General features: G+C 61.9%; 23 protein-coding genes and 1 pseudogene. 11 read left to right on the top strand and 13 right to left on the bottom strand.

The window, feature by feature from the left end; translation table 11 throughout:
* Window positions 1–755 precede the first annotated feature (755 nt).
* Window positions 756–971, top strand: a complete 216-nt coding sequence (locus tag GA0061099_RS31180; RefSeq protein WP_036028847.1) for a hypothetical protein — start codon at window positions 756–758, stop codon at window positions 969–971.
* A gap of 620 nt (window positions 972–1,591) precedes the next feature.
* On the opposite strand, the pseudogene GA0061099_RS31185 reads toward GA0061099_RS31180, so the two are convergent.
* Window positions 1,592–1,774, bottom strand: a pseudogene (locus GA0061099_RS31185) (hypothetical protein); the annotation flags it as partial.
* A gap of 186 nt (window positions 1,775–1,960) precedes the next feature.
* Between GA0061099_RS31185 and GA0061099_RS31190 the strand changes: the two are divergent.
* Window positions 1,961–2,794: a metal-dependent hydrolase gene (locus GA0061099_RS31190; protein ID WP_050992072.1), complete on the top strand. Its 834-nt coding sequence runs from the start codon at window positions 1,961–1,963 to the stop codon at window positions 2,792–2,794.
* Window positions 2,795–2,799: 5 nt separating this feature from the next.
* Here the strand turns inward: GA0061099_RS31190 and GA0061099_RS31195 are convergent, their stop codons facing one another.
* The 5 genes from GA0061099_RS31195 to GA0061099_RS31215 form a co-directional block, all read right to left on the bottom strand.
* On the bottom strand, window positions 2,800–4,737 hold the full coding sequence (locus GA0061099_RS31195) for an adenylate/guanylate cyclase domain-containing protein (RefSeq protein ID WP_036028843.1): 1,938 nt from the start codon (window positions 4,735–4,737) through the stop codon (window positions 2,800–2,802).
* Window positions 4,738–5,192: 455 nt separating this feature from the next.
* On the bottom strand, window positions 5,193–6,533 hold the full coding sequence (locus GA0061099_RS31200; RefSeq protein WP_036028840.1) for an adenylate/guanylate cyclase domain-containing protein: 1,341 nt from the start codon (window positions 6,531–6,533) through the stop codon (window positions 5,193–5,195).
* A gap of 237 nt (window positions 6,534–6,770) precedes the next feature.
* Entirely contained in the window at window positions 6,771–7,736 is a 966-nt protein-coding gene (locus GA0061099_RS31205) for an ABC transporter substrate-binding protein (protein WP_157786032.1), read from the bottom strand.
* Window positions 7,737–8,091: 355 nt separating this feature from the next.
* Window positions 8,092–10,833 carry an EAL domain-containing protein gene (locus tag GA0061099_RS31210; protein WP_036028837.1) on the bottom strand — a complete coding sequence of 914 codons (2,742 nt, stop codon included), beginning with the start codon at window positions 10,831–10,833 and terminating at the stop codon, window positions 8,092–8,094.
* 47 nt (window positions 10,834–10,880) lie between these two features.
* Window positions 10,881–12,122 carry a FecR domain-containing protein gene (locus tag GA0061099_RS31215; RefSeq protein WP_036028834.1) on the bottom strand — a complete coding sequence of 414 codons (1,242 nt, stop codon included), beginning with the start codon at window positions 12,120–12,122 and terminating at the stop codon, window positions 10,881–10,883.
* A 131-nt stretch (window positions 12,123–12,253) separates the two neighbouring features.
* On the opposite strand from GA0061099_RS31215, the gene GA0061099_RS31220 reads away from it, so the two are divergent.
* Window positions 12,254–14,050, top strand: a complete 1,797-nt coding sequence (locus GA0061099_RS31220; protein WP_036028832.1) for a ShlB/FhaC/HecB family hemolysin secretion/activation protein — start codon at window positions 12,254–12,256, stop codon at window positions 14,048–14,050.
* Window positions 14,051–14,193: 143 nt separating this feature from the next.
* On the opposite strand, the gene GA0061099_RS43415 is transcribed toward GA0061099_RS31220, so the two are convergent.
* Window positions 14,194–14,280: a hypothetical protein gene (locus GA0061099_RS43415; RefSeq protein ID WP_478209843.1), complete on the bottom strand. Its 87-nt coding sequence runs from the start codon at window positions 14,278–14,280 to the stop codon at window positions 14,194–14,196.
* Between the two features lie 301 nt (window positions 14,281–14,581).
* Between GA0061099_RS43415 and GA0061099_RS31230 the strand changes: the two genes are divergently transcribed.
* Window positions 14,582–14,899, top strand: coding sequence for a c-type cytochrome (locus GA0061099_RS31230; protein ID WP_036007678.1), 318 nt, complete (start codon window positions 14,582–14,584; stop codon window positions 14,897–14,899).
* 287 nt (window positions 14,900–15,186) lie between these two features.
* Here GA0061099_RS31230 and GA0061099_RS31235 read toward each other — a convergent pair whose 3' ends face one another.
* Together GA0061099_RS31235 and GA0061099_RS42200 are read right to left on the bottom strand one after the other, a co-directional pair.
* A complete protein-coding gene (locus tag GA0061099_RS31235) occupies window positions 15,187–15,528 on the bottom strand; it encodes a phasin (RefSeq protein WP_036007681.1) in 342 nt (113 codons plus the stop codon).
* A gap of 133 nt (window positions 15,529–15,661) precedes the next feature.
* The gene (locus GA0061099_RS42200) at window positions 15,662–15,847 is read right to left on the bottom strand and encodes a hypothetical protein (protein ID WP_036007684.1); all 186 of its coding nucleotides are present in this window, start codon (window positions 15,845–15,847) and stop codon (window positions 15,662–15,664) included.
* 570 nt (window positions 15,848–16,417) lie between these two features.
* Between GA0061099_RS42200 and GA0061099_RS31245 the strand changes: the two genes are divergently transcribed.
* Entirely contained in the window at window positions 16,418–16,774 is a 357-nt protein-coding gene (locus GA0061099_RS31245; RefSeq protein WP_036007687.1) for a hypothetical protein, read from the top strand.
* Between the two features lie 45 nt (window positions 16,775–16,819).
* On the opposite strand, the gene GA0061099_RS31250 is transcribed toward GA0061099_RS31245, so the two are convergent.
* Window positions 16,820–17,395, bottom strand: coding sequence for a hypothetical protein (locus GA0061099_RS31250; protein ID WP_036007689.1), 576 nt, complete (start codon window positions 17,393–17,395; stop codon window positions 16,820–16,822).
* 45 nt (window positions 17,396–17,440) lie between these two features.
* Window positions 17,441–17,977 carry a GcrA family cell cycle regulator gene (locus tag GA0061099_RS31255; protein ID WP_036007691.1) on the bottom strand — a complete coding sequence of 179 codons (537 nt, stop codon included), beginning with the start codon at window positions 17,975–17,977 and terminating at the stop codon, window positions 17,441–17,443.
* Between the two features lie 155 nt (window positions 17,978–18,132).
* On the opposite strand from GA0061099_RS31255, the gene GA0061099_RS31260 reads away from it, so the two are divergent.
* Window positions 18,133–18,741 carry a S24 family peptidase gene (locus tag GA0061099_RS31260; RefSeq protein WP_036007694.1) on the top strand — a complete coding sequence of 203 codons (609 nt, stop codon included), beginning with the start codon at window positions 18,133–18,135 and terminating at the stop codon, window positions 18,739–18,741.
* 100 nt (window positions 18,742–18,841) lie between these two features.
* Window positions 18,842–19,117 (top strand): hypothetical protein, encoded by a 276-nt coding sequence (locus tag GA0061099_RS31265; protein ID WP_036007697.1) that lies wholly within the window; start codon window positions 18,842–18,844, stop codon window positions 19,115–19,117.
* 159 nt (window positions 19,118–19,276) lie between these two features.
* Here the strand turns inward: GA0061099_RS31265 and GA0061099_RS31270 are convergent, their stop codons facing one another.
* Window positions 19,277–20,251, bottom strand: a complete 975-nt coding sequence (locus tag GA0061099_RS31270; protein WP_036007700.1) for a quinone oxidoreductase family protein — start codon at window positions 20,249–20,251, stop codon at window positions 19,277–19,279.
* Window positions 20,252–20,474: 223 nt separating this feature from the next.
* Between GA0061099_RS31270 and GA0061099_RS31275 the strand changes: the two genes are divergently transcribed.
* The 3 genes from GA0061099_RS31275 (at window position 20,475) to GA0061099_RS31285 (ending at window position 23,154) form a co-directional block, all read left to right on the top strand.
* Window positions 20,475–20,675: a hypothetical protein gene (locus tag GA0061099_RS31275; protein WP_036007702.1), complete on the top strand. Its 201-nt coding sequence runs from the start codon at window positions 20,475–20,477 to the stop codon at window positions 20,673–20,675.
* A 146-nt stretch (window positions 20,676–20,821) separates the two neighbouring features.
* Window positions 20,822–21,769 (top strand): AAA family ATPase, encoded by a 948-nt coding sequence (locus GA0061099_RS31280; RefSeq protein ID WP_036007771.1) that lies wholly within the window; start codon window positions 20,822–20,824, stop codon window positions 21,767–21,769.
* A 5-nt stretch (window positions 21,770–21,774) separates the two neighbouring features.
* Window positions 21,775–23,154, top strand: a complete 1,380-nt coding sequence (locus tag GA0061099_RS31285) for a vWA domain-containing protein (protein WP_036028962.1) — start codon at window positions 21,775–21,777, stop codon at window positions 23,152–23,154.
* A gap of 19 nt (window positions 23,155–23,173) precedes the next feature.
* Here the strand turns inward: GA0061099_RS31285 and GA0061099_RS41480 are convergent, their stop codons facing one another.
* A complete protein-coding gene (locus GA0061099_RS41480; RefSeq protein ID WP_167361687.1) occupies window positions 23,174–23,350 on the bottom strand; it encodes a hypothetical protein in 177 nt (58 codons plus the stop codon).
* 351 nt (window positions 23,351–23,701) lie between these two features.
* Between GA0061099_RS41480 and GA0061099_RS31295 the strand changes: the two genes are divergently transcribed.
* Window positions 23,702–23,923, top strand: a complete 222-nt coding sequence (locus tag GA0061099_RS31295; protein WP_036007707.1) for a hypothetical protein — start codon at window positions 23,702–23,704, stop codon at window positions 23,921–23,923.
* The last annotated feature ends 83 nt before the right edge of the window (window positions 23,924–24,006 follow it).

Consider the following 24,006-nt stretch of genomic DNA (forward strand, 5'->3'; position numbering starts at 1 on the left):
CCTCAGAACAGTCCCTACGCTCTTCTTCACTGGCTCAGATCAGACCCACGATCATCAAGACTCCGATCTCAATCATGAGGAGCGTAGCCGTTGCCGCGGAGATGAGAAACAAATCACCTAATGACAGGTGCATGATTTGCCTCACAATTTGCCCTAGAAGCGGCCCTTACATCCTTGGAACGGGGCGACAGGGCGGGATGATGGGGCCGCTTCTAGGAGGTCCTTGACGCGTTCATCCGGCGCCAAGCGGCCCTCATTCTAATCCAAATTTAAATCTCGTCCAGCATTTAATTCATTTAAAATGGCGTATTATATTAATATTTAATTGCGCCAGGACTTGAACGATGCAGTCCGCTGGGGAATTGGTTTCTTTACGGCGAGCTATCTATCTGCCCGAGCATGCGAGGGACACAAGCTGTGGCTGGCGACAGCCGGCAAGCAAGCCTCCTCGGGGCCTGACTGGATCCAAGACGATGACCGAATGCTGGCATGCGTGCCAACGAGCGCGTGCGGCTGCTCTCTCTCGCAATGGCACCGAGGGACCAAGCGGTACCTGGATCGATGAGGCGGCTCTGAAGAATCGCCAGACAAGGAACCAGCCCGGCGCCAGCGCAGTGCTCTGCGGGCACAAGCAGCTTTAATCTGCCCGGCGCATGAGATTGGCTTCGGCGAAAAGCGGTGGCGAGCGGGAACGTTGAGACGGAGCTGAGGTTGATCGAAAAAGAAGAGATTGGCGGCGCCAGCTGAGCACACTGATGGACAAGACCTTCGTCTATGATGCGTTGAGGCAGGTCGAGCGCGATGTAGTTGAAGGAGAACGACGCCTTGCAGAGCAAGAGAGAGCGATCCTTCAGTTGAAGCGGGAAGGAAAGGATACCGCTACCGCTGAAATAGAGTTGGACACATTGCGCAGAGCCCAGCGTGTTCTTGATCAGGACCGACAACGCCTCCTTTCGCTGTTACAGCCTTGAACGGGTGACGGCATTCGACGCCTCTGTGCGTTAGAGCATGATCCGGAAAAGTGCGTAGCGGTTTTCCGATAAGATCATACTCAAACAATAACCTAAAGCGCGATGACGATTCATCCTAATCGCATCGCGCTTTGGTGCATCGTGAAAATCGCTGCGGAGCCAAAGCTGACGCGAACTAATGTCCCTCAACGCTGTTGTCTGCGACCGCCCCCTAGTGAGACCATCCTCCGTCAGGACTGGCTCGCGCTGCGGTTCGGTCCCGGAGCCGAGTACCGAAGGCACTATTCGTCGCATTGCCGCGGTGGCACCTGCCAACGGTAAACTTCACCTTGAAGGGTCGGATGCTGAGCGCGGCTCGCGCAAGCGTCCGCCGATTGCGTTCGCGATGTCGCCGTGCTCTAGGCAGCAGCACGGCCGCTTGAGCAACTTGCCAACGCGAACAGCCTAACGTCTGCCGTGGGGTCATAAGCGCGCTTCACGCGCGAGCCGCCCCTTTCCTTGGCACGAATAGCCAGCGCAGGCAGATCATCGCCTTATGCGTAAACGCCGCGCAGTCGTTTGAGGGTGCGTTCTGTCAGAAAGCCGGAAAGCCGGGACGGGTCTGCTGGTGGATTCAGTCTTTTTTGTTTCTCGCCTGCGCTTCTTCCATCAGAGCTTTTCGAGCGCTCTTCGAAACGATCAGCGCCCTTAGCTAGATCCTGCCCCATCTTGCTCTCGGTTTTTTCTTCCTCCTTGGAAGCTGCTTCGCGCAAGCCTTCAGCGGCCCGTTTCCCCGCTTTTGATGATTTTCGTTCGTCGTCCATTTTTGGCTCCCTCCTCATCAAGATGCTTACCAGCTGCTGGTCCTCAGCTGAGATGGACAACGTTCCAATTAGATCGTCTGAACATGGTTCCAAGTTCCGCGGGGCTCTCAGTCGGATCGCGTGCGACTCCGTCGAATACCGTGATAGAGTAATCACGAAAGCAGAAGCGGTTGTTCGGAGTTTCCAATGAAAGCCAAGTGGGCTCTCTTTGTGAGCTTCTTTCTCGTGATCGTCCCGGGCTATCCCGCAGCCCAACCGGTGGAAGTGCTTTGGCTTGGGCACGCAACGACCCGCATCACTAGTGTCGCCGGCAAAGTGATAGTGATTGATCCCTTCCTCACCAGAAACCCGAAGACGCCGCCTGAGTACCGGGACTTGAAGGCGATTGGAAAAGTGGACCTGATCCTAGTGACGCACGGCCACCAGGATCATATTTCCGATCTCCTCGATCTGGCACGTCTGACGGGCGCCAAGGTTCTTGCCAATTACGAGTTCGGACGAAATCTTGTCGCGCTGGGTCTCCTTGAAGAGAACAACGTCATTGCCATGAATAGGGGCGGCATGGCCGAGCCGCTCGGCCGGGGCGTCAAGATCCATATGGTGCCGGCCGATCACAGCTCGTCGCTCGACTACAATATTCTCGGCATAAGGAACCCTGACCAGTCAGCATCCATCCGGCAAGGCGGAGGGGCCGGAGTTTCCGTTGGCTACGTGATTGAGATGGAGAACGGCTTCAAGGTCTACCACACGGGCGACACCAGCGCCTTTGGCGACATGGCGCTCATTCGGGAGCTCCACAACCCGGACCTCGCGCTGGTGTGCATCGGGGGCTTTTTCACCATGGGGCCTGACGAAGCCGCTTACGCGGTTCGGGAGCTGATCAAGCCGAAAGCGGTGATACCAATACACTACGGCACCTTTCCGGTGCTGAACCGAACCCCGGCCGAATTCAAGAAAGCTTTAGGATCTACTAGTGTCCAGGTCTTGGACGTCGCCCCAGGTCAGGTAATGAGATTTTGAGGCCGCTAATCGGGCACGTTGGCGAGTCTAAGGCCCGTCGCCATGCGTTCCCAATCCGCTGAATCCTTGAAGGGATACCAGAAAGCAGTTCCTCGAATAGAGAGTGGGTCTAGTCCCTGTCGATTCTTCTCGGCCAACGAAAAGATCCGTTCAGCGTCCGCTTTCCGGCCCAAATGGCCGTAGGCGGCGAGAAGTACACGATAAGCCCATCGGTCGTCTGAATTGAGAGCGATAGCCCGCTCCAAGCTTGCCGCTGCACTTTGAAATTGCTCCAACCCGAATTGGGCCAATCCGAGTTCATAAAAGTAAGAAGGTGGGGAGAATGGATTGAGCCGCATGCCATGGAGGACGAGCTCAAGAGCCTTGGCCGGCTGACCGGCTAAGCTCAACGCTCCAGCGAGCGCGACGTAGGCGTTCGCGTCGTTGGGATCCATGCTGATTGCTCGCTCTCCCTCTTTGATCGCCTTCTCGTGCATTCCTTGCTGAGACAGAATGGCCGAAGCGACCTGATGATTGAGGGAAATCGGAGACTGTTGTGCTTTTGTGATGTACTCTTCAGCCTTCAAGCGCGCATCGTGCACCGATCTTAGCCCGAACCTCTCTTCCTGCCATTGTCTCCTTGCAATCTGCCAGTATGTGGCCGCGAGCGCAGCAAAAGCACGAGAGTAATTCGGCTCGATTTCGATCGCTCGCTCGAAGTGGCCGATCGCCTCGCGCGCGGCCTTCGGATTCTGCTGAAGGTACCTGTTCCAACCCTTCAGGAATTCGTCGTAGGCCACCGGGTTTTCGGTGCGCTTGGTGGCGATTTGCCCCTGCTCCTTGGATGTCAACTGAACCGCCAATGTTCGCGTGATCTTGCCGGCGATTTCGTCTTGCAGCCCGAAAACATCTCCCATCGCGCCCTCGTAGCGATCTGCCCAGAGCTGCCCGCCGCTCGCCGCATCGACCAGTCGAACGTTGATGCGAATCCGGTCCGCGGCTCGGCGCACGCTGCCTTCCACCACGTAGCGGACCCCGAGATCCGCAGCGGCCTTTCGCACGTCCACGGCAGTGTTCTTGAAGGTAAAGGTGGAGTTGCGGGCGACGACGAAGAGCCCGGCCACTTTGGAAAGCTCGTTGATCACATCATCGGTAATCCCATCCGAGAAGTATTCTTGGGCTTTGTCGTCGCTGAGATTGGAGAACGGCAGCACGGCAACTGAGGGTTTGCCGGACCGCACCGGGGTGCTGTCGCCCGCGTTCTGCACCCCGCCTCGCTGCTGGGCCCCCATCCACCACACGGCTCCGCCCGCGCTCGCAAGCACCAGGGAAGCGACGGCGATCGCAGCAAGGGCAATGCTTCGCGCCCGCTGCGATGCGCCATCGTGCGCGGTCGGGTCGGCGAAGCCCGTCCGCGCCGAGCCCAGGCTCTCGCTCGAAACAGCGTAGGCCTGGACCGCTCGGTCGATGTTCTTGAGTTTTTTAAGACCCAGATTCTTGAAAGAGAATGGGAGCGCCTTGTGGACCTGCTCGTAGACGGCGCCCGAGATGCACACGCCCCCTGGCTCGGCGACTTCTTGGAGCCGCGCGCCGACATTGACCCCATCTCCAAGCAGATCTCGCCCGCGCGCTACGACATCCCCCACGTGAATACCGATCCGGAACTGGACACGCCGGTCTCGAGCGATCTCTCGTCCCATTTCTAGCAGTCGACCCTGGACCGCAACGCCGCATTGAACGGCATCGACCGCGCTCGGGAACTCCGCCAGGACGCTGTCACCCGCAGTGTTGGCAATCCGGCCCCCATGCTCCTCAATGAGAGTGTCCATGACCTCACGCGCGCTGGCGAGGCTTTTCAAGGTGCCAAGTTCGTCCAGGCCTACCAATCGCGAGTAGCCCGCGACGTCCGCCGCAAAAATCGCGGCAAGGTGCCGCTCAACCCGTTGTTCCTGCCGCAGCGGCATCCATCGTCAGCCTTTGGGGTGCCTGGCAATTCTGCAGCTTGAGATGCAAGGTTTCAAGGCACAGCGGGGTACGAAGCGAGGCTTTGGTACGTGAGGGTCGGCTGTCCGGCGAGTCGACGCCCAGCGGACGCCACCGCTGACACTTGGACCGGCTTCTCAGGACTGATCTACTCCGTCCGGACCCCAATCGCTGACGTCCGACCGGTGATCCGTCGTCAGGCAGGAAAGCCTAGCCGGGTACGTTCGAGTAAGGCCGTGTTGGCTCGGGCAGCTCCTTGTCGTCTGCATTCATTCCATTGCGGCAGGTCGGCTTTGGGTCAAAGGCTGCCCTCGGCGGCTCCGGCGACGGTTTCCCCTCAGCCCTCGGAAGCGGACGCTGCGAGCCTAAGAGGCGAAGTCAGCGGTGGGCCAAAAGCGGTCATCCGTCCGTTGACCGCATGGCGGGTGAAGACGTGCTAGGTCGTTACCGCACGGAACAGACGCCATTTGTCGGGCACGCCTTTGAGAATGTGGCGGCCGCGCTCCTCAAACGTCAATCCAGAGCCTGCCACGAGATCGCGAACCGTCTGTGAGACCAGAACTTCACCCGGGGCAGCTAGCGCCGCCACACGTGCACCAATATGCACGGCAATGCCAACAATATCGTGAGCGACTAATTCGCACTCGCCGGTATGCAAACCGCAACGGACCTTCAGATCGAGCGGGCGCACCGCGTCGCCGATTGCGCTTGCGCAACGCACAGCGCGCGCAGGGCCATCGAACGTGGCAAGGAAACCGTCGCCGGCGGTATTGACTTCGCGGCCGCGATACTGGCCGAGCACGCCCCGAGCTTTGGCATAGAACGCATCCAGCAGCACGCGCCAGGCGCCGTCGCCGAGAGCGGCCGCGCGCTCCGTCGATCCCGCAATGTCGACAAACAGCACAGTTGCAAGCACCCTGTCCGGCTCCGCTGCTTGCCGATGCCCGGTGACGAACTCTTCGACCTCATTGATAATTGCATCCTGATCGCCAACCCAGACCATATGGTCCTGACCGCTGAGCTCAATCAGTTTGGCGCAAGGAATCTGCTGCGCCATGTAGCGCGCATGCTTCACGTCAATGACGCGCTCATCGGTGCGATGCAAAATCAAGGTCGGCACACGCGTCACGGGTAGGATGTCCCTGACATCGATCTCCCGGTTCATGCGCATGATCGCCGATGCCGCGCCTGGGCTTGCCGAGGCCCTGAAGTAGGCGGCGGTTTGCTCAAGTGCCTGCTTATTGCCAGCGAGGCTAGGCGCCCACATCAGCAAACTCATCGCATCTGCCGAACCCCAATGGTGCTCAATGTCATCGAGGAAAGCGCTCCACTGCGCATCGGTCCACGCGAATGCGTAGTCAGGGGCCCACGAGCGTCGCGCATAAGTGCCACAAAGCACCAGAGCTGACGTGCGTTCGGGATACGTAGCTGCATAGAGCAGCGACATCGGACCGCCCTCGGACACGCCAAACAAGGTGGCCCGCTGAGAACCAACCTGGTCCAGCACCGCCTGCACGTCGTGCATCCGCTGTTCAAGCGTGAAGATCTGGGAACCGCGATCGGACATTCCGGTGCCGCGCTTGTCGAACGTGATGACCCGCGCAAACGTTGCAAGCTTGCGGAAAAAGGAAGCGCGTGCCGGCGATTGCCAGAGCGCTTCGACATTGGAGACAAAACCTGGGACGAACAGCAGGTCGCGCGGACCGTCGCCCATCACCTGATAGGCAATATGGACGTCGTCACTTTTGACATAGTGAGTGGCCGGGATGTCAGCCATGGTGGCCTACTGCGTGACAAACCGCGGGCGCGAGTGTCGCACCTCATTCCGCGTCAGGCTAGCGAAATTCGGTGGAGAATTTGGCTGCCGCCCACCCGTAAGTACCGGCGCGACTGGGGAACCAGGTGCGGCCGCGATGTGCGTTTCGGGTCAAACGCGACCGGTCCGGCCGATCTTGCTCACCAATGTGACACGATGGGCCATGAACGGACTCATGCACCGCAGCAAACAACAGCTCTATTCGATCACTTCATCTGCGCGGGCAAGCATCGACGGCAGCAAAGCTAGGCCGAGGGCCTTGGCGGTCCTCAAGTTTACGACGAAGTCGAACTTGGCCGGCTGCTCCACCGGAAGATTAGCGGGTTTTGCTCCACGCAAAATCCTGTCGACGTATTCGGCAGCGCGGCGATACAAATCCGTAAAATTCGGCCCATAAGACATGAGGCCACCCGCTTCGACGTGCTCTCTGGCGTTGTAGATTGTTGGCAGTCGCGCTCCCATTGCTAAAGTCTGGATCCGATCGCGGTGGGTATTCACAAGCGGATCGGCAACTATATACAATGCCCCTGCACCACCTTTTAGCGCCTCAAAGGCAGACGGGATGTCCTCTGCTTGACGAATTGTGAGGATGTCGGTCTCAAGACCAAGCCTCGCCGCCGCCGCTTGCACTTCACTAAGCTCCAGTGCGGACAAGGAATTGCCAATGTTCCCAATAGCTGCCAAACGCCGAAGACTTGGAATGGCCTCGCGCAAAAGTTCTAGGCGCTTGCCGGCAAGATCGGTTGCTACCGTCGAGAGGCCCGTGACGTTGCCGCCAGGTTTCGCCAAACTCGCAACCAGTTTGTTTGCAACTGGGTCTCCCGCCACCGCGAACACGATCGGAATAACCGATGTTGCCTGCATCGCCGCGATAACGTTTGCGGTCCCCGAGGTTACAATGACATCGACTCTAAGCCGAACGAAATCCGTCGCAAATTTAGCGAAGCGTTCACTGTTTCCTTCGCCCCACGCATACTCAATCGCGACTGTTCGCCCCTCGATCCATCCGAGTTCACTCAGTCGCTTCAAGAATGCAGCAAGCCGTTGGCGCTCGATCGAAGGGGTGCTCTGACCCAAGAACCCGATGGTTGGCAATCGAGGGGATTGCTGCGCGCGGCCCGTTACCGGCCGCACGGCCACCAGACCAGCAAGAGCACCAAGCAAGTCCCGGCGCCTCATACCTACCTCAACCGCAGACGACGGCATCATATGACTGAGGCCAGCGTTTTGGTAGGGATGAAACCGGCTTCGCCGCGGTCCGATGTCCGAGTTGGGTCAAAAGCTGCCCTGCGCACTTCAAGAGGCCTCTCCGCTCAGCTTTCGAAAGCAGACCATGCGAGGCCAATCCCCGTGGCGCATTTCCGCGCTCAGATCGCGATGCGAACTCGCGGGAAGCAAGGAATGTGGGCACCGTCACTGGACGCTGAATACCGGATGTTGACCCGCGCGACGGTGCTCGCCAAGACAACCAGCCTCCATTCGGAGTGCTGGTGTCAACGCGCAGGCCAAAGCCGCTCGCTCAGGCGGCGCTGACAGTCTCGAGCTCAGCCGCCAGGAACTGTCTCTCAAACGCCTCGGCGGGCATCGGACGGCCGAAGAAATAGCCCTGCCCTTCTTCGCATCCCATGCTGACCAGGAAGTCGGCCGTTGCGCGGTTCTCGATGCCTTCGGCCACGACGGTGAGACCGAGCTGCTTGCTCAGGCCGATGGTCGAGCCGACGATGGCGGCGTCGTCGGAATTCGACAGAAGACCGAAGACGAACGACCGGTCGATCTTGAGGCCGTCGAGCGGAAACTTCTTGAGATAGCTCAGGCTCGCATAACCGGTGCCGAAATCATCGAACAGGATCCGGACGCCGAGCTCCTGAATTCGCTTGAACATTTCAAGCACGCGGCGCTCGTCATGCAGCAGGATGTCTTCGGTGACTTCGATCTCGAGCAGCGACGGCGCCAGCCCGGTCTCTTCGAGCAGCGCTGCAACGGAATGCGCGAGGTCGCCGGACTGAAGCTGCGAGGGTGAGAGGTTGATCGCGACGCGCACATCGCTGCCGGACAATTCCCAAGCCCGCGCCTGGCGGCAGGCGGTCTCCATCACCCAGTTCGCGATCCGCTCCGACAGCGCAGAGGTGTTGACAACAGGCATGAATTCGGCCGGCGAGACGTAGCCGCGCACCGGATGCCGCCAGCGGATCAGCGCTTCGGCTCCGACCAGGCTGCCGTCGATCAGACGAACTTGCGGCTGGTAGAACAACTCGAATTCGCTGCGATCGGCGGCAAGCGCCAGCTCGCCCTCCAGCCTCAAGCGGTTCTCGAGCTCCTGCCGGATCGCGGCTTCGAATACGACGTGGCCGCCGCGCCTGGTCGCCTTGGCTTTCGTCAGCGCGAGATGGCCGTTGCTCAGGAGATCATCGGCGTTGCTCCCGCCTTCAGGATAGACGGCGACGCCAACGCTGGTCTTGACCCGGTGCTGGCGCGTGCCGGTTGCGAGAGGGGCTTCGAACGCGCGCGCGATTCGCTCGGTCACCGCCGCGACCGGCTCGGTGATCTCTGCGCAATCGATCGCGATGGCAAATTCGTCGCCGCTGAGCCGGGCGACGATCGCCTTACCACCGACCTCGCTCCGCAGCCGCTCGGCGACCGCGCGCAGCACGAGATCGCCGGCGGAGTGACCTAGCATGTTGTTGATCTCTTGGAAGCCGTCGAGCCCGAGCACGAGCAACGCGACGCTCGAAGACCGTCGCTCCGCCGCGGCGATCAGATCGGTCAGGCCCACATGCAGCATGTTCCGGTTGGCCAGCCCCGTCAGCGCGTCATGTTCGGCGAGATATCGAATGCGTTCGGCTTCACGTTTGCGCACAGAGATATCGCGCAGGATCGCACCATATTGAAAGCCGTCCGTTCCCTGCCAGCCCGAGAAGCTCGCCTCGACCGGGAAGGTTTCCCCGCTCTTGCGCCGGCCTTCGAACTCGACGACGACGGCGCCGCCCGGAACCAGAAGCGCCTGGCGCGCGGCGTCGTGCATGGACGGCCTTGCGCCGGCGTGTGCCGGCAAAGCGCACAGCGTTTCGAACGGGCGGCCGATGATCTCGGCCGGCATGTAGCCGAAAATCGCGCTGGCGCCGGGATTCCAGACCGTGATGCGGTGATCCTCGTCGGTGCAGACCAGCCCGTCGCCGAGCGACATCGCGATGCGATGAAAGCGGCTCTCGGCGATGCGTCCGAGCAGGCTGCGGAAGTCGATTTCGTCGAGCGCAATCGCGGTCAGGTAAGCGACGATGGCGATGTGGAACAGCGACGTATCGATGACCAGGGGCCATCTTGCCTGCACAAGGATTGCGGCCAGTTCGACCACCGCTCCGGTTGCGAGGAGGATTGCGACGCGAAGTCCTGGCGCGACACGGCGCCACGAATACATCATCAGCAGGCAGATCGCGCCCAGTCCGAGCACCATGCCGATATTGGAGGTCCAGCGCAGCGTCCGGTTCTGAAGAATCGATTCAGCGGCGAGCGCCTGGAGGACCGGCCCCGAGACGATCCTGCCGTTCGGAACGCTGAAACGGTCGCCGAGCTCGAGCGCCGTGGCGCCAATGATGACCTTCTTGCCTTTCAGCTTGTCGAGCGTGGCGCTATCGCCGCGCAGCACGTCGACATAGGAGACGGCGGGAATGGAGGGCGCGCGAATGCTGAAATCGATCAGAAAGGGCGGTCGCCGATTGGCGTCCTGGCCCGCCAGCACAACGGCCATCGAAGGCATGAAAGCGTCGCCGAGCTTCTCGCCGAACGGATAGCGGCGAACCAGCCCGTCGGATTCGATCGCGACATTGACGACGGCCGGCCACGACTGGTTGCTGAACGACTTCAGCGGCCGGTTGACGTGAGCCGGGCCGCCCCTCGGTGTCGGCTGCTTGAAGGATGGCAGGATCGTCGAACCGCCGACGTCTCGCAATGCCTTGGCGAAGGCCGCGTCGGAGGCGGGATCCGACGGCGTGCTGAAATCGACATCGAAGGCAACGTCCTGCGCGCCTGCCGCTTCCAGCCTTTGCAGCATTTCGGCATGGAGACGCCGCGGCCAGGGCCACACCCCGATCTGGTCGATCGACGGCGCATCGATACCAACCACGACGATGTCGCCGGTGGCCGCACGCGTTTGCCACTTGAATCGAAGATCGGTGAGCGCATTGCGAAGCGCAGCGTGCCAGCCCGTGGACAACACCACCGCGAGCGCGATCACGACAAGAATATGCGGCCGATAGCGTTTCACCAGAGCCTCCCCCCACACCCGCCCCGACGGACGCGTCCACCTAGAGTTCAGCGTCTGCCGTGCCCATTGCTGCCATTTCCATGGCCGTGGCCGTTGTTGCCTCTGCCATTGCCGGTGGCGCCGTTGTCGGCATGGCTGCTGTTACCGTGACCGTTGTTGCCGCCGTTACCGCTATTGTTTGGATTGCCGCCGTTGCCGCTGTTGCCGCCGTTGCCGTTGTTGTTACCCGAATTACCGTTGCCACCGTCCTTTCCGTTGTTTGCTCGCGGGGCATCGCTGGATGCGCCGGCCGTCGTTGCGGCGATCGTGGCGTTCGCGCTGGCGGCACCGCTGCTTGCCGCGCCGTTGGATGCAGCCGGGCTCGTCTTGCCATCGTTCCAGACCGTCTGACTGTCGCCCCTGGCATTCGCGTTACGTGCCTGCCCCGGCGGAACGCCGCCGTGCGCAAGGCCGCGCGTCGCCTTGTGGACGTTCAGCTTGACCTCTCCCAGCGCGGCCGAAATGCGCACGGCTCCTGCCTTGGGGGCATGCCCCCCGGCCGCCTGCCCCGAGGCCTTGGGTGCGCCGGCCGCCTTGCTTCCCTTGTCGACTGGGCCGAGCGCATGGATGGCATGGCCATTGGCCGCATGGCGCGGCGCCGACAGGCCCGACTTCGGCACTGGGACACGCTCGATCGTGGGTGCACGAGGCTTGCCCTGCTCGATCGGATTGAGCGTCCCCGCACCGCTGAGGCTGAGACCGGGCTTGCCGTGTTCGAAGACGGTGGCCGCTTGTCCGGGCATCACTTGCGCAATCTGTCCCGTCTTGAAATCGGAGACTTCGACCTGGCCGCGGAGCACGCCGACCTTGGTGCTACCGGCACCGACCGTGACGCTGAACTGCGTTCCCTTGACCACGGCGGCGAGATAGGGCGTCTCGACCTCGAAATGCTTGACGTTGCGCTTCTCGACCTCGAGCAGGATCGAACCCGCCTGCTGGATGATGGTGGTCGACAGGCCGTCCTTCTTCTCGGCCGGCAGGCCCACCATCGAATTGGGAGAGATCAGGATCGTTTCCTCGCCGCGGACGAGGAGAACGCGCCCGTTGCGACCGGTGCGAATGGTATCGCCAGGTTTCAGCGTTCCTTCTGACGTCAACGACACCTGCTGGGCGCCGCTCGTGGCAAGCCAGACCTCGCCCGAGGATTTGCTGACCGACCACACACCCTCGTCCGCCGCGAATGCGCTGGAAGCCATTCCCAGGATCAGCGCCGCCGCCAGGGCGCGCCGCATTCCAACTCTGCCGAACATGATGATCCTCAGCCCGCGTTTACAGCCAAGCCTGAGGGGTATCCGAAATCACTCAAGATAGGATTATCGGAAAGCGGCCAGCGGAGCGGCCGGATTAACCAATCGTTGACCATAAAAACCTATGAAAAATCATGCGGCTAACGAACCCTTACCGTCCCGTGGCAGATCCTCCGTTGAACTACGGAGACAAAGTCGACGCGCGCGGTGAGACGCGGCATCTCCTTACCGCATTGGTATCGGCGGCAGTAATTTTCGCGGCGACTCCAGCGGCACTCGCTCAACAGGCGAACCAGCCGGGCTTCGATCCGCGCCAGCCCGAGAAATATTTTGATAACCAGACCGAGCAGGAATCGCTCGGCCGGCCGCCGGTCCGGTTGCCGAGCGTCGGACAGCCCACGACGGGCGGCGATACCAAGCCGCAATTCGTGCTGCGCGGCGTCAGCGTCGGCGGCGCCCATGCGGTTTCCCCTGATCGCATCGCCGCTGTCTACCAGCCTTATCTCGGCCGGAAGGTCTCGCAGGCGGATCTGGCCGCGATCGCAGGCGCCATCAGCGACCTCTACCGCGAAGCCGGCTTTCATCTGAGCCGCGCCATCGTGCCACCACAAGACATCGCCGACGGCCGTGTCCAGATTCAGGTCCTGGAAGGTGCGATCGTGCAGGCCGAGCTGAAGGGCGACGGTGCCGAACAGTTCGGCGTAAGGCCGATGCTGGCGCCGGTTCTGACCGAACATCCTTCGCGACTGGCAACGCTCGAACGCCAGCTCTTCCTGATCAATGGCAGGCCGGGCGTCCGGATCACCGACACTGCGCTGGAGGAGATCGGCGGTACGACGGGCCGCTTCCGCCTGACCATCTACTTGAAAACCTGGCACGTCTTCTCCTCGTTCGGCCTCGACAATCTCGGATCCTCGTCGGTCGGTCCCTGGCAAACCTACGCCACCGGCGCGTTCAACTCTTACCTCACGCCCGGCGATGCATTGGCGGTCAACCTGTCGACCATTGCCAACGACCCCCGCCAACTCGGCTTCGCACGGCTGTCGTACGATGCGCCCGTCGGCGTCGACGGTGTCCGCCTGGGTGCTTCCGTGCTGTACAGCGCGGTAAGGCCGGGCGATATGCGCCGGCTCGATAGCGACATCACCACGACCCAGGCGTTCGAGCTGCGTGCCAGCATGGTCCCGTTGCAGTCGCAATCCTCCACGCTCACGCTGACCGCCGCCACGACCTTCAGCAATGTGTCCGAGCATGACCTTTACGGGCCCTGGTACAACGACCACATCAGGACGGCGAGCCTGACCGCCGACTACCGGCTGTTGGATCCTTTTGGCGGCACCAATTTTGCGACTCTGACCTACCGTCAGGGGCTCGACGTTTTTGGCGCCTCACATTTCGAGGACGATCTGTTGTCACGCGACGGAGCCTCCTCGAACTTCTCGGTCCTGAATCTCTGGTTCACGCGCTACCAGACACTCAACGATGTCTGGTCGCTCAAGCTCGCTGCCGCGAGCCAGACGGCGTCGCGCCCGCTGTTCACTTCGCAACAATTCTATCTCGGCGGCGCGGCCTTCGGCCGTGGCTATGGCGCAGCCGAGATCAGCGGCGACAACGGCCTTGCCGGCTCGCTCGAGCTGCGCTTCGACCAGAAGCTCAATTTCCGCTATTGGACCGGCTACCAGCTCTATGCCTTTGGCGACGCTGGCGCAGTCTGGAACCACGGTTATCGCCCGAGCGACGGGCTGTCGCTGACATCGGCCGGAGCCGGTGTGCGCTTCTTCCTGCCGGACGACCTCCAGGCCGATTTCGGCGTCGCCGTCCCCTTAAGCTACCGGGCGCCGGACAACGAGCGTCGCAGCCCACGCTTTCTTTTCACGCTGTCGAGCGCGTTCCGGCTCTGCCCCGAACGCGGCCGGGCGAGCTGTCTCTAGCCGCCCGGTCCTTCGGGCGGGATGTCGCATCCTGACAGCTTTTCCCCGCGGCCATCCTTCGAGACTCCCGCTTGAGGCGGGCTCCTCAGAATGAGGCCGGAGTGCGCGGCCGGAGTTTCCACGGGCACAGACGCTGATGAGCCTCATCGTGAGGAGACGCTCGACCGCTTCCTGCGTGACAGCGCCAGCAGCGCGCTCACGCCTGCGGATACGAAGAGCGCAATGATCATGAACCCGGGCGACTATTGGCCGGGACGCTTTGCGGCAGATCAAGGCGGCTCCGACACGGCACGCTAAGAAACCACATGCTGTCGGAGAGACACGTGTCGCACTATACCGGAAGTCTTGGTACGAAAAGCCTTGTTCCGAAGGGCCTGCCCGCGGCGAGGGTGCCGGCATTCATGCGGCATCTCTATCGTTCGACCCGCAGGCTGCTGCGCTCGATCGTCGCTCGCATCGATCTCTCGCAATTTCCAGGATCCTGCTGCGGATGAGCGCGGCAGCCGCAAGCGAATGCAGAAAGATTGCCCTATGCTCCGACATGTGAGACGGATTTTCCTGCTGCTTGGCCTCGTCTCTGGCTTCGGCTCGTCGTCCGCTCTCGGTGCTGATGCCGGTCACGGCGCCGAACTCGCCAGGCGCTGGTGCGCGAGCTGCCATGTCGTGGCGAACGGACAGGCTCAGGCGAGCGCCGACGTCCCTTCCTTTGCGTCAGTCGCGCGCAGGCCGGATTTCAGTGCGGAAAGGCTCGCATTCTTCCTGCTCGATCCGCACCCGAAGATGCCGAATTTTCCCCTGAGCCGAACCGAAGCCGGCGATATCGCGGCCTACATCGCATCGCTGCGTTAGATGCCTGATCGGCCGCCGAAGGCCGCGCTCGCGCAAACCGAGCGGCGCGCTTTTCCGAAGGTCATACTTCAGCAATAGTCTGAGCTTCATCCCGGATGGTCACGCCGGGCTGCACGAAGGCTGCAAATGCAAATCCCTGCCGGTGGACCGGCAGGGATCAGCAGAAAGGATGACAGACGGCGAATGAGATCATTCGGTGGCCCATCATGGACCTGCACCGGTATCGAAGCGCGGATCTTCACGTCATACAAGATCAATTTGTGGGCACGCTGTACACAGACCGAAAATCAGGACTTGCCCTTGCCGGGTTGCATGAGACTGCCGGTCATCTGACGCATGTGATCTCCGGCGCTGGTGAACTGACTGCGGAGGAAATCGGATTGGATTCGCATCGCCTCCTGGAGGTCGGTGGCATGCACCAGCTTGCGCGCATGCTCGAAGGCCGACTTCATGTTCTGCTCCGTGAAAGCCAACGCCTGCTTCGACACCTCTGTCCCCGCCCCCGGAACGGACGACATCGATTTGGTCGCCGCTTCAAAGAACATGCCGAAGGCCTTTTCGGCCTGGTCGATGGTCTTCTCGGCCAAATCACGCAGTTCGGCCGGAACTTCGATTTTCGGTTCGATCATGGTCTCACTCCTCCCTTTTTCCGTCTGAATACCACATTTGCCTGACCGCCATCCAGCCGCCAGCGCTCCGGCGAACGATGCCGGGGAGCCTGCTCTGGCAGGAAAATGGGCAGGATGGGCGCGCGGCCGGGCTCTAGGATAAGGGGTGCTCGGGAAGAGCTTCGTCGGTGGCGAGATCTTCGACCAGCTTGATCACCTCGAAGCGCTGTCGCGGCGCGAGCTTCAGGAAGGCCCGGAGCAGGCGCAGACTTTCCACGGTGCTGCCTGCAGGCACACCGAGCTTGAGATGCAGCTCAGCCGCGAAATTGAGGTTTTTCATCTCGCACCTATGACAAGCATCGGTCGTGATCCGCTCGAGAACCGAACGCCGCAACAGAACTATGGCGACGAACGTTCGGCCGAAGGGACCCGCCGGGTTGCAGGCTGAACCGCGTCCAAACGACGGCTTCCATCTGGTTGCAACTATGCCAAGCAACAACCCATCCGGCAAGCCCAACCGTGGGTATAGCGATGCTTGGTCTGCATCGCGCCACAGCGTTTTCCGGATAACAGGAATATCGATCGCCGTCACCCACCTGCGTCAAGAAGCGTCATCAATCACGCGCACAGCCCCTCTTGCTGTCAATCAACACGGGGTTTCGTCGTGTTTCCGATGTTAAATGCACGTTAGCGCGCACGAATTGGCGATTCTTCAGCAAGCTACACGCATTTGTTGAATCCGTCCCGGCGGTTGCATTAAGCGGGTGAAAGTCGATCTCGCGGCCAGTCCACCGTGAACCGCCGTCCACGCGCGAGCGACCAAGCCGTTGCGGCACGGCCACGCAGACACGGGCGCCATGGCTGAAAACTCTTCGATTTGGGCGCGCCTCAGCACCAAAAGGACGACGGCATGCTTTCTCGCTGCGATCTCATCAAGGGCGCCGCAATCGCGCTTCTCACCCTCTCGACACAAGGCGCATGGGCGCAGGAGACCAAGATGAACCTGTTCAAGATCGTCACCGTCAAGGACGAAATCGTCGTCGGACTGTCGGCGCAGGAGCTTCAGGCGCTCGGCGGCAATGATGCGAGCGCCGTTGCACACGCGCTGGCACAGAAGGGCGATCTCACCGTCTGGCAATACAACGTGCATCGTGGCCCCAACGGCGAATTACAGCAGGCACCGACAGCCAAGATCGGGCTGCTGGCCCATGCCTCGCTGCGCGTCGAGCCCTACACCACGCCTTACCAGATCGTCCCTCACCCGTAAGCAATGGGCGGGACGCCGGCGGCCGAGACCGCCGGCGCTCCGCAATCATCCACGTCGCCCCCCGCGCGCCGTTCCCGTCTCCGTCGCGAAGCCGTAGATCAGCGCCAGCCGGTCCAGGCATTCGCGGAAACGCCGCGCGAAGTAATCGTTCCAGCGTTGCGTGCGGACGGCACGACGCTGCCCAACCTGATCCATGGTCAGACCCAGCACCAGCACGTCGTGCACCAGCGCGGCGCCGTCGGTGCCGAGCTCTCGTTCGATCCTGTTGAGCCGCAGCACCGCCTGGCGCTGGCTTTCGGTGACGGGCTCACGCGTGCCCGTCCCATCGACATATTCGCGCGTCGTATCCACCGCCTGCGGGCCGCGCTCCGCCCGCTCCCAATCGTTCTGGAAGGCGCGGCCGCCGCGGTACTGCGCCTCGTCGATCTGATGGTGCGCGTGCAGCCGGCCAAGCGGATCGCCGCGGACCGATCGGATCGCCAGGATCTTCTCGCCGGAATCGAGCGCGAGCGGATTGTCGACCTCCACCTCCGCGATCTCGGCGTTGAACGGCACCTCCCGCGACCGCCGGTCGTAGATCTGCGCCAATTTGTAGGACTTGTTGCGTCGGGCACGAGCCACTCGGATCTCCTTGCAAGACTGAGAGTTGAACGGAGGGCGGCACCGTCAGAGCGCCGAGACCAGCTTCAGCACGACCGGGCCTGCGGCACGGGCCGCCGACGCAGCCTCGGAACGGCGCGTCAGACGGCCATGCGGCGCGCAATAGCTCGAGCCCGGCTGGCGCGGGTGGCCGCAGAAGGTGATCTCCTCACCGTCCTTGTCGCCGCCATAGGGATAGCGGCAGTCGGCCGGCTCGAGCTCGACCAATTGGATCAGGCGCGGCTGGATGCCGACACAGCGCAACTTCACCCGCGCCGCAGGCTTCATGGCGGACTTCGGCGGCAGATTGAGGCTCGGCCACGCCACCCGGCGCGGCGAAAGCAGGCTGGGTTCACCCGGCAAGGGCGGCGCGAGCGCCGGGCTCGTCATCCATTGCGGCACGATGAGCCGGAGCCGCTTGGCGCGGCCGACCACCGCGCTGCGCGTATAAGCCGTTCCAAACCTTGCGTTTATCTGTCTTCCGATCTCCGCATAAGACATGCCTTTGTGAAAATAGTCGCGAAGCGCGTCGGAGTGCTCCGACGGCCAATGGCCCGGTTCCATGCTGCTGTCCTGTGATGCGCCTCCACCCGGGAGGCGAGACGCACATTCCGTTATTCCGAATATAGAGTCAAGCCGTATTTCTGATATTCATAATTGCATCAATTCCGAATTTCGGATTACAAGAGGCGAGACGGTGCGCAATCGAGGGAATCACCATGTTGGACGTAGCAATGATCGAGCGGGGCCTGGAGAAGACGGGCAAGAGCAAGGGCGGCCTGGCTGCGGCCATGGGCGTGCGGCCCGGCGCGGTCTCGGAGATTCTCGGCGGCGAGCGCCTGGTGAAGGCCTCGGAGATCATTCCGATCATGGAATATCTCGAGCTCAATCTCGCGCCGATCATGGGGCGCGTCGGAGCCGGCGCCGTGATCGAGCCGGACTACGAACAGGTTCCGCCGGAAGGTCTCGGCGACGTCGCGTTGCCCTTCCCGATCATGGAAGAGACGATCGCATTCGAGATCGTGGGCGATTCGATGCTGCCCAAATACGAAAGCGGCGACGTGATCGTCGTCTACAAGGACCAGCGCCACCCGCTGTCGAGCTTCTACGGCGAAGAGGCAGTGGTCCGCCTCAAGACCGGCGAGCGCTATCTGAAGACCATCGAGCGGGGCAAATCTCCCTCAGTGGTCAACCTCACGAGCTTCAATGCCAAGCCGATCGTCGGCGTCAAGCTTGACTGGGTCGGGGAGATCTGCCTGTCCATGCCCAAGGGACAGCTTGAGCGGCTGCGCGCGAAGTCGGCGCGGCCGCGCAAGAAGAGCAAATGAGGGCTGCCACTTCTGATTAAAAGAAATCACACTTGACATAGTTCCGATTTTCGGAAATAATCTGCCGCGTCCCGACCATGGGGCGCGGCAGGGTCGTTTCATGCAATACTTCGTCGTGATGATCGATTATGGACGGCGGGGCCGCGAGGCGGTCGTCGATCCCGAAATCACCCGGCGCGAGGTCATTTCCCGCCTCGCCTCGGGTGAGTATCGGAACGTCTCGTTCATCCACGAGATCGTGGAGAACTCGGTCGAAGATGTCACCGCGGCCATCCTGGCCGAGGCGGCCCTCCCACAGATCGAGCCCGAGGACGTCGATCTTCAGGCAATCCGCCTCGACCACATCCACGACCTGCGCAAGCACGAGAGGACGTGACGCAGGCCCACAGCATGATCCGGACCTGAAGGGCCGCGTTAGCGCAAAGTGTGCAGCGGTTTTCCGAAACGATCATGATCAATCAACAGCCTAAAGCGAGATGATGATTCATCCTAATCGCATCGCGCTTTAGAGCTCGCGCCACCATCCCGTTGGGCATTACACAAGGAGAACGGTCGATCCCGTGGTCTTGCGTGCCGCAAGATCGGCATGCGCCTTGGCGGCGTCCTTCAGCGGGTAGGTCTGGTGCACCTCGATCTTGACCGCGCCGGACTTGACGACGTCGAACAGCTCATTCGCCATCGCCACCAGATTTTCGCGCTTGGCGGCGTAGGTAAACAGCGTCGGACGCGTGACGTAGAGCGAGCCCTTCTGGGCGAGCAGGCCAAGATTAAGCGGCTCCACCGCGCCGGAGGACTGGCCGAACAGCGCAGCGACGCCGAGCGGGGCGAGGCAATCCAGCGATTTCAGGAACGTGTCCTTGCCGACGGAGTCGTAAACCACTGGCACTTTCTTGCCGCCGGTGATCTCGTCGACCCGCTTCACGAAATCTTCCCTTGTATAGATGATGACATGGTCGCAGCCATGCGCCTTGGCGAGCTTCGCCTTCTCGTCGTTGCTGACGGTGCCGATCACGGTCGCGCCGAGATGCTTGGCCCACTGGCTCAAGATCAGGCCGACACCGCCGGCGGCCGCATGCAGCAGGATGGTATCGCCGGCTTTCACCCGATAGGTCTGGCGGATCAGATATTGCGTGGTGAGCCCCTTGAGCATCATCGCCGCCGCCGTCTTGTCGTCGACGCCGTCGGGCAATTTCAACAGCCGGTCGGCGGGGATCAGCCGCGCCTCCGCATACGCCCCGAGCGGCGAGGCGCCATAAGCGACGCGATCGCCCGGCTTCAGATCGCTGACGCCAGGCCCGACCTCTTCGACGACGCCAGCCGCCTCGCTGCCGAGCCCGCTCGGCAGTTGCGCCGGATAGAGGCCGGAACGGTTATAGATGTCGACGAAATTGAGGCCGACCGCGGTGTGGCGGATGCGCGCCTCGCCGGGCCCAGGTTTGCCGACGCTGACCTCCTCCCAGACCAGGACTTCCGGACCGCCGGTTTTGTGAAAGCGAATGGCATGCGTCATGGGCGTGCTCCTTTATCGTTGAAATGAAAGTTCGAACACCGGATCGGCCTGTGAAATAGGCATTTGGTCCGCCCGTTACAGTATAGAAGCCGTAACAAGAATGTCACAGCGAACCACAAACAGCCGCCGTTCCGCCTCCGTTCGAAAGAGTTGATGAGGGCCCCGCGGCGACCCGCAGTAGCCTTGCGCGGGGTTTGATGGTCGCCTGCGAAGGAGAGCCGAGATGCCAGCTTACGTTCAGCATCATCAGGACGTCGAAATCGCGCCAGTGAATTGCCCTACCTGTATGGGGTTCCTGCCGATGTATGTGCGCGAGGTCGAGCCGCATTGGAGCCTAGCCAAGATCGACTTCGTCTATGAATGCGCCGATTGCGGCGCCGAGCTGAGGCAGACGATCCGCAAGCCGGAGCTGCTGCGGCACTGATCGCGCCAACAGCGAAGCGCTCAACTATTTGCGCTTAGCGGAAAAACGCCGTTCACGCGGGTCAGATGTCTCCCAAACGTGGCTTGTTCTTTGCCTGGAACGCAGGCAGAACAAGCCTCAAGCAAGACCTTTGGGAGCGCCCTTTCGTGGCTGATCAGAAGGCCTCGACCTCGATCGAGGCAGTGGAGAGCGGCCTCGCCGCGCAGGGCTACATCGCGAGCCGGCAGATCGCGACTGCCGTCTATTTGTCGCAGCAGATCGAGAAGCCGATCCTGGTCGAGGGCCCCGCGGGCGTCGGCAAGACCGAGCTCGCCAAGGCGATCGCGGCTTGGCGCGGCATGAAGATGATCCGCCTGCAATGCTATGAGGGCCTCGACGAGGCCAAGGCGCTCTACGAGTGGAAATACGCCAAGCAGCTTCTCTACACGCAGATCCTCAAGGACAAGCTCGGCGAGGTTCTCGGCGGCGCGCAGACGCTGCATGCCGCGCTCGACCAGCTCCACGATTTCGGCGACGTGTTCTTCTCCAAGGAATTCGTCGAGCCGCGGCCGCTGCTCCAGGCGCTTGAGCAGCCGGGCGGCTGCGTGCTCCTGATCGACGAGATCGACAAGTCGGACGCCGAATTCGAATCGCTGCTGCTGGAAATCCTGTCCGACTTCCAGGTCACGATCCCCGAGCTCGGAACCGTTTCGGCGATCACGCCGCCGACGGTGATCCTCACCTCCAACAGCGAGCGCGACCTCGGCGATGCCCTGAAGCGACGCTGCCTGCATCTGCATATCGGCTTTCCCGAGCAGCGGCTCGAGGAGCGCATCGTCGAAAGCCGTGTGCCCGGCATCTCGCAGACGCTGCGCCGGCAGATGGTCGGCTTCATCCACGAGATCCGCTCGCTGGATCTGAAGAAGCTGCCCTCGGTCAGCGAGACCATCGACTGGGCGCGTGTGCTGGTACTGCTCCAGGCTTCCGAACTCGATACTGAGATCGTCAAGGACACGCTCAACGTGCTCCTGAAATACGAAGCCGACATCGAGGCCGCGACGCCGCAGGTGACGACCTTCATTGCCAAGGCGGCCCGGTCCAACGTCTTCGGTTGACGCCGATGCGCGAAAATCTCCATCGCTTCTTTCGGGCGGCACGCGGGGCTGGCGTTGACGTCTCGCCGGCCGAAAGCATCGATGCGATGCGCGCCGTCGCGCAGGTCGGCATCTCCGACCGCGCCGTGCTACGCGATGCGCTGCTGCTGACGCTCGCCAAGTCGCAGGACGAGAAGCTCGCGCTCGGCGACTGCTTTGATCTGTTCTTCAGCCAGCCGGAGCCGCGACAGGAGCAGCCTGAGGCTGCCGGCGAAGACGATGCTGCGCAAGGCGAGGATCAGCCGCCCTCCGCCGGCTCGGCGAGCGAGGCGGGCGAAGGTCAGCCTTCCCAGGGCCTGGGTCCCTTGGCGCAGATGCTATTGTCGCAGGATCGCAACGCGATCGCTGCCGCGATTGCCAGCGCCTCCGGCGCGGCCTCCCTGTCCGACATCCGCTACTCCACCCAGCGCGGCATATTCTCCAGCCGCATCCTCGACGCCATGGGCCTCCAGCGCCTGCGCGACGATCTCGACCAACTGACCGCGACCAACCCGTCGCTGGCCGAGCGCCTGCGCGCCGCGCTCGATGCCTTGCGCGAAGCCGTGCGCGATACGGTCTCGCAAGGGCTCGCACTCTATGCCCGCGAGGAGGCCGAGAACCTCCGCAACGAGATCCTGCGCAACGCGCCGCTTGCCCGCATCGAGCGGCGCCAGGTCGCCGAGATGCGTGCCCTCATCCGCCAGATCGCACGCCGGCTGCGCGAGCGCTATTCCAAGCCGCGCAAGCGCCAGCGCCGCGGCCATCTCGACGTTCGCCGCACGCTCCGCCGCAACGCAGCCTGGGGCGGCGTGCCCTTCCTCACGGCATGGAAGCGCAAGCATCGCGACAGGCCGAAGATCGTCGCGCTGTGCGACGTCTCGGGCTCCGTTGCGCAAGTCTCGGACTTCTTCCTGCTGCTGATCCACTCGCTGCACGAGGTGGTCGACGACGTCCGCTCCTTCGCCTTCTCTTCGCACCTGATCGAGGTCAGCGAGATCCTGGAGACGAAGTCGCCGGAGGAGGCGATGTCCGAGATCATGTCCAAGGTCGGTTTCGGCTCGTCGGATTACGGCGCCTCGCTGGTCGATTTCGAGAAGGAGTTCATGAGCGCGCTGACGCCGCAGACCACGGTGATCGTGCTCGGCGATGCCCGCAGCAACAATCTCGACCCACGCGCCGACATTTTGCGCCGGATCTCCGAGCGTTCGAAGCGGTTGGTCTGGCTCAATCCCGAGGGGCGGCTCGCCTGGGGCTTTGGCGATTCCGAGATGCCGCGCTACGCAACCTTTTGCAGCGTCGTGCGCCAATGCGCCACCGCGCAACAGCTCGAACGCGCTGTTTCCGATATTGTGGCGACTTATCAATAAGCAATAACAGCCGCCTCCGTCAGGCGGCGTTCAGCTCGGCCTGATTGCATTCCCGAAAGTGACGCGCGATTTCGTCGAGCGCGCGCTGCTCCCATTCTTCTGCCTGCGCCAGCCAGAACGGCCGGCGCTTCGAATCGAGCGCCGCGCGCTCTCGGCAAAGGAATTCCTGCCTGCGAATTTCCACCAGCCTGTTCATGCACTCCACTCCGGCCGTGTGAAGCCATTCCCCGCAGGCCAAGGTAACAGAGTCCTCAATCTCCCGCCTCATCATTTCTGTGCATATCGCGACGCCAAATAGGACAGTGATGCTTGCCGTGCACTGCGGCAGCTCGCATCGCAACATCAAGTGCGGATCATCAATTAGTGATCGGAGAACGTGACGGTAGTCGTGCACTAACGACGTTAACTCTTGTGGCGCAACGAAGTGCCGCAATTTGTGAAGAGATGTTCTAAACAGCTGACCGAATTCCCGACTCATTGTCGTCGCATGGTCTTCATGCGGCGCCGCTAACAGGGGCACGCGAACCGGACGATCGGCTGAGGCACCATGAGCAACGATTTCGAGTTTGATCTATCGACCGACCAGTGGGAAGCGCTAAAGGCGCTTCGCAACCCGGTGTCGAACGGTCGCCTCGCGAAGGCCTATCTCGTCGAAAGCCTCGCCAAGCTCGGCCTCGTTGTCATGAATGACGGCGTGCCTGCGATAACATCCACAGGACGCAAGGTGCTGGTGCGCGGCTCATGCCGGCTGCTCGATCTCGTGGCGTGACGAGATCGCCTGCTGCCGCGTAACTGCGCCATCGCCTGAAAAATAACCTTTAGCTCTTCATCGAAATCGGATTTGCTTCTTGC

Origin of the sequence: Bradyrhizobium yuanmingense, from assembly GCF_900094575.1 — a bacterium.
GTDB lineage: Bacteria > Pseudomonadota > Alphaproteobacteria > Rhizobiales > Xanthobacteraceae > Bradyrhizobium > Bradyrhizobium yuanmingense.